Source organism: Myxococcus sp. AS-1-15 (genome assembly GCF_020037055.1).
Lineage (GTDB): Bacteria > Myxococcota > Myxococcia > Myxococcales > Myxococcaceae > Myxococcus > Myxococcus fulvus.
On sequence record NZ_JAIQDF010000034.1, the window covers coordinates 1 to 11,424 of the forward strand.

Genomic DNA, 11,424 nt, shown 5'->3' on the forward strand with positions numbered 1-11,424 from the left:
AAGTGCTGCACCGCCGCCGGCACGATTTCGACCTGTCGGTGCCTGCGGTATGCGTGGTTCTGCTACGACTTGTAGGGCACGGCCCCTCGGTGTCGGTGCCCGCGCCGGCCTGCGAACCCGTCAGGCCGGCACGCCTCGTGCTCACCCGCCAGATCATGGACGACTGGAGCAGGCGGGTGGCGCTCGCGCAGCGCCTTCAGGCGGCGGAGAGTGAGCTGCAGCGCGCGGTGGCGGCACAGGACGGCAGTCCAGCCGCGAGGACACGCTGCGACAGGGCGCGGCTGGAGTACCGGCTCGCTGAGGCAGCAGCGCTGGCCGAACTGGGCGCAGGACCGGGGACGTTGGATACGGAGTCCTTTGGCTCAGCCGCCTGAGCCCGAGACTTGATGATGGCGCTGTGGTGCGAAGGCCGGCACAGCATCCCGGCCTTCGCACCTGGTTCAGCCTAGGGCTTCGTCAGGTAGAGCCGATACAGCGCCCAGACGAAGGGGAGGGCAGCGGCTGCGCCACCCAGTCCCCAATGAAGAATCATCTTCCAGTTCATTGCGGGCACTCCTCCTTTCTCTGAGGGGAGTGCCAAGGCACGACGGAGTGCGAGTCGCGTTTGTGCCCAGGAACTTCCTCAGTGATTTACAGGTGTTACGTTGACCGGTCGTTACATACAGGCGCGCATACGCTCTGCCTTCTGGCCGTCGACCGCGTTCGAACGCGATCGACCCAGTTGCGTTCAAACGCGATAGCGCTATCTTCCTCCTGCGAGTCGCGTTTGTGCCTTGGCACTTCCGCGTGTGAAGGGCGTCCACCATGTCAGTGGTGGGCGCCTTTTGCTTTTTGCATGAAAGGGCTTGCGTTGACTGGGAGCAAGGTATGGGGGGCTTCCGTTGCTGTCAACGCGAGATCTAGTGCTGGGGTAGGTCCGTCCCTTGCAATCTATGATCGATCTCCAACAGCGCGCGTCGCGGTCTCCTGACAACACTGGGTCCAGGGTCTAGCGACGCTGCGTATGGACGCCCTGGAATCGGACCTAGCAGGGAGGATGTGGAGATCCCCTTCTCAGAGAGTCGGGCCCCAACCCGTGATGGCATCCACCGGCGACGTAGGCGGGGCTCTCTTCCGGCGAGGTCGGGGCAGGTGAAGGTGGGGGGAGACTGGGACGACGGCGACCATCTGGTGGGCGCTGCGCGCGTGGCGCCTAGCTCTCGGCGGCGAGCTTGATCTGGTCCAGGGCGCCGCCGACCAACTCGCGCGTCCTTGAGCCGCTGGCGGGCCTGGAAGAATGCGACCTCGTCATGAGCTTCTGGTGGTTGAGGCGCCGCTCCCAAGTGACGCCGGAGCGCTCCTCGGCGCGGCACACACAGGAGATCTGCTGCTCCACGAAGCGAACGTTGGTGTCGACGACGGGGCGGACGGGGCCTCCGTCCGGCAGCTCAGTCCGTAGGTGGACGCACAGTTTCCAAGCGATTGGAACCTCCTCACGGTCGCTGCATGTTCGAGCTGCAGCGGTAGCGTTGGTGTTCGCGGCGACGCGGTCTACGCGAGTAGACCGCTGTTCCTGTCACCGAAATTCACCCGGAAATCCCAGCGAAAAGGAGCCCCCGGCGCGTGCGCAATGATGTGGATGTGGCCGATCGAGGTCTCCCTCTGCGCAAGGAACAATGAATGCCCCCAATGTTGTGTGATGTGGTGCGCTGGGCGCCGACGGCGATGTGGGCGGCAGTGATCTTGGGTGACTGCGCGTGGAACCTGTTCCGGGTGGTCAAGCCCGTCGGAGCACCGGTACCCGAATGCTGCGCCCCGATGACGCGTCACCTAAAGGGCGCCGCAGGGAGGCCCAACTGCTCAGATTGTGCTGAATTTATGTTCAGTTCGACTTGAGATGTCAGGGGCTCGTGAGAGAAGGGACGATGGCTCCGTGAAGGCCCTCCATCAGGGGCGAGTGGTAGGAAAGCTGACTACCCACTCACCCGAAACCGCTCCGAGTTCACGGCCGGGGCGGGCGTGTCTTGCCTTGGAGAAGACGCATGTCGAAGTGCAGTCCTGGCAGTAGCCCGGTGGTGTTCGAGTTCGAGGCGCAGAAGGTTCGGACGGTCACAGGGCCGAACGGTGAGCCGTGGTTTGTAGCCGCCGATGTTTGCACGGCTCTCGGACTACGGAACGGTCGCGATGCAGTGGCGCGGCTCAGCATGGACGAGCGGAATACCGTCGTCATTGGCGACGGAAATCGAGGTAACCCGAACCAGACAGTCATCTCCGAGCCTGGGGTCTACCGCCTCATCTTCACTAGCCGGGTCGAGAAGGCCGAGGACTTCAAGCGCTGGTTGGCCCACGACGTCCTTCCTTCCATCCGGAAGACGGGGGCCTTCGTTGTTCCGATGCCCGTCGTTCGCGAAGCGGTCGCGAAGCTCTTCGTGCGTCGCACGCTGGGTGACTGGGTGAAGCGGTTTCCTGACGAGTTCTACTGGCACATCTACCGGCTGCGCGGGTGGACGTGGCGGAACATGGAGGTCAACCACCCGCAAGTGGTGGCGCGCTACACCATCGACATCATGTACGAGAGGATTGCACCGGGGTTGCTCGTTGAACTGGAGAAGAAGAATCCCCGCAACGGACAAGGACGCCGCAAGAATCGTCACCACCAATTCCTCACCGACGAAATTGGGCACCCGGCTCTCGCGCAACACATGTACTCAGTCCTGATCCTCATGCGTGCATCTCAGACGTGGGACCAGTTCATGCTGGCGCTGGACCGTTTCCATCCGAAGCAGGGCCGGAATCTGCTCCTGTCGCTCGTGGATGACCTTTTGCCTCCCCCTTCGGCGGGAGGATTCCAGTCCGGGCCGACCATCCGCTTCTTGACGCGCTGACTTTGGTACCTACCGTCTCAAGTGGCGCGCGCTATCGTTATCCCTCCTTGCGTCTCACATCATGTTCCCCACGGTGCTCAGAGGCCGGGGAACTCATAGCGCGCGGTTTTCAGCATCCAGAGCCAGCAGCGGCACCTGCTCGGGCGGGCGAGGCACCGCGAGGTGCCCGTACTTCTTCGCGAACCAGGCCACCCCGGCGGGCGTCACCAACGTCTGCGGGCGGGTGTGCGGCTCGTCCTGGCCGGGCTTGGGCCGGCGCAGCACGCGCACCTGGTACACGAGACGGCCGTCCCGGATGAAGGACGCGTAGGGCACCCAGGGGCTCTCGTCGTCCTTCTTGAAGCACACGCCGTCTCGCTCCAGCCACCGGAAGAAGTCGCGGATGGGCAGCCGCAGGTGCCGGGCCGTGTCCATGAGGCTCATCATCCGGGAAGAGGAGAGGAAGTCGTCCGCGAGCTTCACCGCAGGCGCCTGGGCCTCGAGCTGGCGCTGCTGCTCGGCAAGTTGCGCCGCCTGGCGCTCGTTCTCCTCCACCAGGTCGGCGGCGAGCCGGAGGGCCTCGGGCAGCGACTTCGGCACCGGGAAGGAGGGCGCCGCCCCGGGCACCGGCAACCCCCGCGCCACCGCGTCGAACACCTCGATGACGCGAAGGTGGAAGGCCGGGCTCACCCACATCGCGTACGCGTACACGAGTGGGCGGCTGACGAAGGTGCCCTGGGTGGCGCCCCCTCGGACGCTCTCCACCGGGCCGTTCATCGAATCCGAGGAACGCGTCAGCTCGGCGATGAGCCCCCGGGTGGACTCGTTGCGGAGGAAGTTAGAGGGCTGGTGGCGCGACTCGCCGCCGGCAGCCCGGTGCAGGTCGTTGAGGCTGTAGCGGCCGTGGGCGTCCTGCTGGACGACGACGTCGCCGAGGGTGAGCTGTTGGGATGGGCAGGACACGTTGACCTCGGGGAAAGGCACCCCCTCCCCGGAGCCGTGCACTCCGGAGAGGGGGCGGCGCCTCACGACGGGAGGGGGAGTCGTGGGCGTCTTGTGGTGTGGCCTGCACGGGGCCTGGACACAGCCTCACGCGCGCCGAGGACGGCGTCCGGGGCGCGACGAATTGGCGTCGGCGGCTGTTTGCCAGACAATGCCCACGGCCCGGTCGTCCTCATGCTCGCACACCTTCACGACAGGGGATTCACCATGAAGAGCTTGAAGCTGTGGCTGTTGGCCTGCACCGTCGCTCTCATCGCCGGGTGCGGTGGAGCGTCCGCAGAGGTGGTCGACGAGGGAGGGGCACTGCTCTCTTCGTCGGAGGCGTTGTCGACCTGTACCGCCGTCTGCGCGACAGGGTCGGTGAGCTGTCCGGCGACGACGATCAACTGCACCGCGACGAACGGAGTGGGCGTGACGTGCGATGGTACTTCCATCGCGTGCCCGCCACCTCCGACGACATGTGACGAACTCTTCTCGTGCAGCGACTACTCGGAGGGATACTGTGAGAGCGGGGAACCGCAGCCTCGGTGCTGCACCGCATCAGGCGAGATCTCGTACTGTAGGTGCCTGCGGAGGGCTTGGTACTGCCCCGACTTGTAGGGCACGGCCCTTCCGTGTTCGTGCCGAGGCCGGCCTGAGAACCTGTCAGTCCGGCACGCTCCGTGCTCCCCGCCTGCCCATGGACGACTGGAGCAGGCGGGTGGCGCTCGCGAAGGGACTCGCGGCGGTGGAGAGGGAACTGCAGCGGGCCGTCGCGGGACGGGACGGCAGTCCCGAGGCGAGGACGCGCTACATGCGGGCGCGAGTGGCCTACGCGCAGATGGAGACGATCGCCTTGAGGATGCTCTGCTCGGCCCAGGGCCGATGAGACGCTTCCACGCAGGTTGATGGATGGCGTCCGCGTCGCCGCTGACGCTACCGGGGATGGAGCGCTTCCCCTTCACGCCGGACTACGGCGCGCAGCAGCAGGCACAGCCACGAATTCTGAAGGCGCAGTTCGGTGACGGGTACGCTCAGCGCGCGGAGGACGGCCTTCGTGCCAGCCTCCAGCGTTGGGCACTCCAGTTCAACACCCGGAGGAAGGTGGAGGCGGACGCCATCGACGCGTTCCTTGCCGCGCACCGCGGCGTGCTGCCCTTCGAGTTCGTCGCGCCCACGAGTGCGTGGGCTATCACGGCGTTCCGCTTCGGGACGGGAGACGGGGCGCGCACGCAGTTCCTGCTCGAGCGTCCGCTCGCGGCCGGCGCTGCGGAGCTTGTGCCGGCGACGGGGTGGGGCGTACCACCCGTCCTCTTCATGGACGGGGCGCCGCTCGCCGCCGGGGCGGACTACGTGCTCTCCTCCTCGGGCCTCGTCACCTTCGCCGTGCCCCCAGCGGCAGGCGCGGTGCTCACCTTCTCCGGCGCGGGAGAGCGCGTGCTCCGCGTCGTCTGCGAGTCCTGGTCCAACAGCGTTAAGGGCTTCAACGCGCACGACGTCAGCGCCGAGTTCCATGAGGTGGCTGGGTAGGGGACTGCCCCGGCGGAGTACCTCTCAGGTGGTATTCCCCGCCTCGGGTGGGTGGTGGTTGCCTCTCTTACCTGGCGCTCCTCGTCATGCGAGGGTCCGCGCCGCCCTGCGAGAGCAGGGCTCAACCCTTGGGGGAAGTCCATGGCTGTCCAGTACGACCCGAACATCATCCAGGCGCACGCCGAGGCACTCTACGCACAAGCGAAGGGGCTCGTCGTGCGCAGCGCCTTCGCTGGCTTCGCCTTCGGCGCACTCATTGGATTCGTCACCGGCGGGAAGGATTCGGGGCCCATCCTGGCCGTGGTTGGAGGAGTCGTCCTGGCCATCATCGGCGTGTCCATGGCGCGAAGTCGCGCCTTCGCGCTCCAGCTCCAGGCGCAGTCGGCGTTGTGCAACGTGGCCATCGAGGCGAACACCCGTCGGGCTGCCGACGCGGCGCTGGCTGCTGCTCGCCCGGCCACAGACGCGCAGCGCTCGCAGGTCGGGTGAGCGGACGCAGTCCCCGTCTGCGCTGAAGACAGGGGGCATGAACTTCCATGCCCCTGTCGTGGGAGCACTCCTTCTCACCGCTGCCCTGGCTTCGACGCCGAGTTCCCGAGGCTGCTGGTGAGCATCGCCGAGGACATCCAGAAACTGGAGCCGGGCGCCCTGGTGGAGCTCTTCATCCTGGACGCGAGTGGCCTCCCAGGTGGCGGCATCAGCTACTTCCACGCAGGCACCAATGGCCTGGGCGGGCCCGTCGTGTGGCAGGGGGCCTCGTACCATCCTTGGCCCGTGCAGGCCCGCGGCTTCGAGAAGTCGGGCACCGGCCGGCTGCCTCGGCCCACCCTCACCATGGCCAACCTCCTCGGCACCCTAGGGGCCCTGGCGCGCGACACCAACGACCTGCTCGGCGCGCGCGTCATCCGCAAGCGCACCTTCGCGCGCTACCTGGATGCGGTGAACTTCCCTGGCGGCGTCAACCCCACTGCGAGCCCGTCCGAGGGCTTCCCGGACGACGAGTTCGCGGTGGACGCGAAGACGACGGAGAACAAGCACCTCATCGAGTTCACCCTCGCGGCCAGGTGCGACCTCGAAGGCGTCCGGATTCCCCTCCGCGTCATCACCCAGATGTGCGGGTGGCAGTACCGGGGCGAGGGATGCGGGTACGCGGGGCCACCCGTTTCGAAGGCGGACGACACGCCCACGGCGGACCCTGTCCAGGACAGGTGTGGGAAGCGCCTCACGAGCTGCAAGGCGCGCTTCGGAGACTCTGCGGTTCTGCCCTATGGCGGCTTTCCAGGTGTTGGGCTTCTTAGGTGAATGAGTTGGGCTCAAGTGCGGACGAACTCATCCTTTGCGAGGTTGCTTGTGGGACAAAAGTGCCCTGACGAGTGGATGCGGGACGGACTGGGTTAAGAGCGCCCTTGTTTCCATGTCGCCAGAGCCTATGTTGTGGGATCTGCGCGCTTGGGTAGATTCAGTTGTCGAGCAAAGAAGTCGATGAGGTCCATGCGTGAGGGAAGAGGTAGCACTTGCTCTACTGGAAACCTAACTAGCCTGCCGTGGCGCGCAAAGTAGATGCCGAAGTGATTGATTGAGAATTCTGTCGGCAGTGGTTCGTTCAGTTGCGCCAGAATGTAATATCCTGAGAGTTGTGCGAGGTAGGCCTGGGTTATTGTGGGGCTCGAAGCGGTCTTAATCTCAATTAGTGTGTCGTCCAGGATGAGGTCGGCATCTGCGCCACCGATTGCAGTGGATGCCGTCCCAAAAGTCGGATTAAGGAGACACCGCGAGTGGGCGGTAACAATCTCACGAGGCAATACGGCGAACAGCCTACTGAGTTCGCGCACGTCGTCGGGCGATGCGTAGCCAAAATATCGGCTCCGCGTGGGCTTCCTGGAACGAATAAGGAGGTCTACCTCTGCAAGTTGAATCAGCACCACAAGAAGATCCTTGCTTGGCTCCCCAGTTGATAGGAATTCGGCATGTGCTGCGGTGGCTCGTTTTACTATGTGCTCTGCGGTTCGTATTGTTTCGGGTCCTACTGGTGGTTTCTTTAGTGAGCGCAGACGCTGGAGGCCCTCTTCGGCAACCCACGGGCGAGTGGCGGAAAAAGAGATGCGGCGCTCTAACTCAAATCTAAGCAGGTAGTCGAAGGCGGTTCCAATTAACGCCGCATTTTTGGTTTCGGAGGGCACCAATAGTGGCGAGTGGAGTGTCGTCACTGTGGGAGGCTGGATGCACTCCTGCATGCGTGCAGCAACATTAGGGCGCTGTAAAAACGTGGTGAGACTCATGTGGTATTGATTTGGAGCTAAAGTTGCTTGCTACGAGGATGGCCCGCTGTCGGCTACAGAGGTGGCGCCATACTTTACGGATGCCCTGTTTAGTAGTTTGGAGATTCGAAAGAAACTAGGAAGCCGCGGGAGCCCCTTGGGGGGTTTGACTAATTGTTCCTTTGGATTGCCGTGTGGGAATGCAGTAGGTGTCGTTCCGGCGGAGGCATACAGTTTGCTGCGGAGTCGGAGCGTGGTGAAGACAGTGTGTAGTAGCCAGCCATCGAGTTCGCGCAGTTGCTTCAGGTCGTTGACGATAGGGTAAAAACTCATCAACCCCTGGTAGTGTATCTGCGGGGCATCCCCGGCTAGGTACTTGGAGAGTTTCTCTTCGGTTAGATTCCCATATAGGTAGCGTTGGAGTTGTAGGATTAGGATGTTGTAGTCCGTGTCGACGGTGTTGAGAACGCGGCTGGGGAGGAACTGTCCAGCCCGAGGTTGCTCTAGTAAGTTTGAGTAGATCAGATAGGAAATATGCTCCTTAATGGCATCTACAGAGAGATCTCGTATGCCAATTTTTTGCGCGTCTACTCTGTAGCCAACAAATTCTATCTCCGAGGCTCGGGAGAGTTCTGCCTTCGCCTCGCGCTCTACCAGTAATCGAACGCCTGGAGATTTTTTTAGGTTGAAATCAACTCCCATTTCAAGTGCGACTTCTGCGAGAGTGTCGACCGCCCTACAAAGTTCTCCATAGTCATCCGACCAGATGAGCGTGTCGTCAGCGTAGCGAGCAAAGTCGACGCGGAGTTGCTCAAGCCGACGATCAAGGGGGTATGCGGCAATATTCGCCAGAAATAGTGACGTGGACGCTCCTTGGGGAATCCCTATAGTACGCTTCTCGCTGTGCTCACGGCTGTACGACGAGGCTGGATAGATACTGCTCTCGACGAAAGCCATTGCTATTTGCCGCTCTTCGTCTGTGATGAAGAACCGCTTGTCGCGTAGGACTCGATTGATGTGCTCGTGAGAGAGCATGTCGAAGTATTTGGTGAAGTCATATTCGGCCATGAATACGCGTCGGCGGCCGGCGAGACTTGATGCGAGATGCAGTATGGCATCGTGAACTGACAGGTCGTTCCGATAAGCAAAAGAACGCGCGCTGAATCGTCCCTTGTTCTTCTCTAGTAAATGGCTGAAGACGAGTCGGCTGATGGCTTGGTCCGCCACCTGGAAGATGGAGACGGGGCGATATGTTCCGTCGAGCTTTGGGACAGGGTATAGTACAGCTGGTCGAGGTCGATAACGCTTTGATTTGAGAGACTTTTGGATGGCGTACGCAATTCCAAGGGCGTTCTTGCGTACGTGGTACGGGTTGAATCCGGGGTCACAACTCCAGTACGATGGAGTCTTGACCTCTTTGGGGCAAGGCAAGCCAGACCGGGCTTCGCGACGTTCTACATCTTCATGTAGGTTCCAGGCATACCTCTGGTGCCGGGTCACCAGCTTTTGGGCTTCAGCAGCGATGGCTTCACGAATATTCTTGGCCATTCAAAAAGAAAGCCGACGATTTCTCGTCGGCTTTTCTCCGGCACCTGCTCGAAAAAAGTACATTTCAAGCGACCCTCGGGTGACCCCTTAGGCTGCGTCTCGCTCTAGGTATGCCTACCAAACTTCAACGAGGATGGCGAACATGTGCCTCCGCTCCCTAGGAGCTTGCGGCTAACGTACATAGAAGTGTACGTCGCCTGCAAGAGTCAACGTGGCTGAGCGGTGTCCGCCGACGTCGATTGCGGGCGCGCAGGGCCCACGGGTAGTGCAGTTGGCTGCGTCGAGGGCCTTCCGATTCTCGTTCCGAGATGGGGCGTCGAGGCAATCGCGACATGTTTCATCGCCAGATTGCAAAGGCGTTGAATCGCCCGTCTGATGCAGTTCTTGACGGCATCCACAGATTTGAACTGTCTCGTTCTTAGAACACCGGGAATAGGCGGCAGAACTACTACGCGGGAGTGGTGGGGCCCACCCTTCCGGACTTCGAAAGGCCCGACGACCAGCAGGATTGTTTCTGATCGTGACTACCGCAATGTGCGACCGGTTGTACCGATGCGAGGGCGGCCATCGAGTTCTTCCCTTGATGAGGACGGATGGCACGTTCATGGCGGCCCCGGGGCAAGACAGTCGAAGAACGAGCCTCACGAACTGAAAGGCGCGCTTCGACGCAAAGACTGTGCTGCCCTATGGCGGGCTCTTACGATGAGTGCGCTTCGCCTCACAGAATGCGCTGGAAGTCGAGCCTCTCCATCCAGGGAAGCTGCACAGGGCTTGCAACGAACGTTGTTCCGTCGTTCGCCTGTTTCCATGCGTACCCGAAAGCGAAGCTGCCCTCCATTGGGATGGCGAACTTCCCAGGTCCCTGCATGAAGTCGCCTTCCCACGCGCAGCTCGTCTGTGCTCTGGCTCGCTGGAGGAGCGCACAGAGAGTGTCATCGTACTTGTCTGCAACGAGTAGGGTCTCCCATCCGAAGTCGATGGGCGGGACGACGTAAATGCGGAAGTTGTCTGCGTTCATGACGCCCAGGGTGCGGTGCCCGTCGCGCAAATACAAGAGTGGAAGATCGTGGCGGCGACAGGGGAGGGGGGCGGCCACTAGGAGGGAGCGGAACGTGTCTACGCTCCATCGCAACTTAGCGCGGTGAAGCCCAGCGACACCAATGAGTTTCCTCCGGCCGTTCGGATGGCAGCCCTCGCTCATGCCCGTGAGGTTGCTCCCCGCGAGTCCTGTGGGCTCGTCATCCGTGACGCGGGCGAGTTGGTCTACCGGCCCTGCCGCAACCTCGCCGAGGGAAATGCCCACTTCCACCTTGCGCCCGAGGACTTCGCCCGTGGTGAGGCGGAGGGGGAGGTGGTGGCGGTGGTCCACTCCCACCCCAACGTATCCCCGGAGCCGAGCGAGGCGGACCGCGTCATGTGCGAGCGCTGGGGCCTGCCCTGGCTCATCGTCAACGTGCCGGTGGGGCACTGGAGGGTGCTGTGTCCTACGGGATACACATCATCTCTACTGGGCCGTCCTTTCTCCCACGGTGTCCTCGACTGCTTCAGCCTCATCCGCGACTACTACAGGGAGGCCGTGGGGCTGGAGCTCCCGGACTTCGAGCGGCCCGACGACTGGTGGCTCAAGGGCGGCAACCTCTACCTTGAGGGGTACGAGCGCGCGGGCTTCGTGGACGTCACCGGCCAGGCGCTGCGCGAGCACGACGTCCTCCTCATGCAGCTGCGCGCGCCGGTGCCCAACCACGCGGGCGTCTACCTGGGGGCGGACGTCGTCCTCCACCACCTCCAGAACTCTCTCTCCAAGAGGGAGACGTACAGCGGCTTCTGGGCACGGGTGACTCGGAAGGTTGTGCGGCACCGCAGCCTATGCTGACGACAGTGGTGCTCGGCGGGCCCCTGGGGGCGCGCTTCGGGCGTGAGTGGAAGCTAAAGCTGGGCGTGCCTTCGCCCGCGGAGGCGGTGCGCGCCCTGTGCGCGGTGTGCGAGGGCTTCGGCCGCTACCTCGCGGAGAACAGCGCGCCCGGGTACCACGTCCTCGTCGGCGAGCGGGACGTCGGTGCGCAGGAGTTGGGCCTCTCCACGGGGGAGCGCATCACCATCCTCCCAGCCCTGGCGGGCGCGAAGCAGGCGGGAGTCCTCCAGGTGGTGCTAGGTGCCGTCCTCATCGCCGGTGGCGCGGTGCTCTCGGTCTACGACTACGGCACGGCGGGCGGGCAGCTCATCGCCCTGGGCAGCAGCCTCATGGTGGGCGGCGCCGCGCAGCT

General features: G+C 63.2%; 12 protein-coding genes and 1 pseudogene. 8 read left to right on the forward strand and 5 right to left on the reverse strand.

Features of this window, described 5'->3' with window-relative positions; all coding sequences use genetic code 11:
• Together K8625_RS42880 and K8625_RS42885 are read left to right on the forward strand one after the other, a co-directional pair.
• Window positions 1–374 (forward strand): annotated as a pseudogene (locus K8625_RS42880) (hypothetical protein); the annotation flags it as partial.
• 1,647 nt (window positions 375–2,021) lie between these two features.
• On the forward strand, window positions 2,022–2,864 hold the full coding sequence (locus K8625_RS42885; protein ID WP_223785994.1) for a P63C domain-containing protein: 843 nt from the start codon (window positions 2,022–2,024) through the stop codon (window positions 2,862–2,864).
• A gap of 93 nt (window positions 2,865–2,957) precedes the next feature.
• Here K8625_RS42885 and K8625_RS44740 read toward each other — a convergent pair whose 3' ends face one another.
• Together K8625_RS44740 and K8625_RS42895 are read right to left on the reverse strand one after the other, a co-directional pair.
• Window positions 2,958–3,806: a KilA-N domain-containing protein gene (locus K8625_RS44740; protein ID WP_223785995.1), complete on the reverse strand. Its 849-nt coding sequence runs from the start codon at window positions 3,804–3,806 to the stop codon at window positions 2,958–2,960.
• A 227-nt stretch (window positions 3,807–4,033) separates the two neighbouring features.
• Window positions 4,034–4,279, reverse strand: coding sequence for a hypothetical protein (locus tag K8625_RS42895; protein ID WP_223785996.1), 246 nt, complete (start codon window positions 4,277–4,279; stop codon window positions 4,034–4,036).
• Window positions 4,280–4,545: 266 nt separating this feature from the next.
• Between K8625_RS42895 and K8625_RS42900 the strand changes: the two genes are divergently transcribed.
• From K8625_RS42900 to K8625_RS42915, 4 genes are all read left to right on the forward strand, one after another.
• Window positions 4,546–4,713, forward strand: coding sequence for a hypothetical protein (locus tag K8625_RS42900; protein ID WP_223785997.1), 168 nt, complete (start codon window positions 4,546–4,548; stop codon window positions 4,711–4,713).
• A 23-nt stretch (window positions 4,714–4,736) separates the two neighbouring features.
• Complete coding sequence (locus tag K8625_RS42905) at window positions 4,737–5,354, forward strand: phage tail protein (protein WP_223785998.1); 618 nt, start codon at window positions 4,737–4,739, stop codon at window positions 5,352–5,354.
• 141 nt (window positions 5,355–5,495) lie between these two features.
• Window positions 5,496–5,843 carry a hypothetical protein gene (locus K8625_RS42910; RefSeq protein WP_223785999.1) on the forward strand — a complete coding sequence of 116 codons (348 nt, stop codon included), beginning with the start codon at window positions 5,496–5,498 and terminating at the stop codon, window positions 5,841–5,843.
• A gap of 117 nt (window positions 5,844–5,960) precedes the next feature.
• Window positions 5,961–6,656 carry a phage minor tail protein L gene (locus K8625_RS42915; RefSeq protein WP_223786000.1) on the forward strand — a complete coding sequence of 232 codons (696 nt, stop codon included), beginning with the start codon at window positions 5,961–5,963 and terminating at the stop codon, window positions 6,654–6,656.
• 125 nt (window positions 6,657–6,781) lie between these two features.
• Here the strand turns inward: K8625_RS42915 and K8625_RS42920 are convergent, their stop codons facing one another.
• The 3 genes from K8625_RS42920 to K8625_RS42930 all read right to left on the reverse strand — a co-directional run bounded on the left by K8625_RS42920 (window position 6,782) and on the right by K8625_RS42930 (window position 10,178).
• A complete protein-coding gene (locus K8625_RS42920) occupies window positions 6,782–7,588 on the reverse strand; it encodes a hypothetical protein (RefSeq protein WP_223786001.1) in 807 nt (268 codons plus the stop codon).
• A gap of 75 nt (window positions 7,589–7,663) precedes the next feature.
• Complete coding sequence (locus tag K8625_RS42925) at window positions 7,664–9,160, reverse strand: reverse transcriptase domain-containing protein (protein ID WP_223786002.1); 1,497 nt, start codon at window positions 9,158–9,160, stop codon at window positions 7,664–7,666.
• Between the two features lie 718 nt (window positions 9,161–9,878).
• A complete protein-coding gene (locus K8625_RS42930) occupies window positions 9,879–10,178 on the reverse strand; it encodes a hypothetical protein (RefSeq protein ID WP_223786003.1) in 300 nt (99 codons plus the stop codon).
• Between the two features lie 165 nt (window positions 10,179–10,343).
• Between K8625_RS42930 and K8625_RS42935 the strand changes: the two genes are divergently transcribed.
• Together K8625_RS42935 and K8625_RS42940 are read left to right on the forward strand one after the other, a co-directional pair.
• A complete protein-coding gene (locus K8625_RS42935) occupies window positions 10,344–11,033 on the forward strand; it encodes a C40 family peptidase (protein WP_223786004.1) in 690 nt (229 codons plus the stop codon).
• Window positions 11,027–11,424 (forward strand): hypothetical protein (locus tag K8625_RS42940; RefSeq protein WP_223786005.1); only part of this gene is annotated, 398 nt, incomplete at its 3' end. The genes K8625_RS42935 and K8625_RS42940, both read left to right, overlap by 7 nt.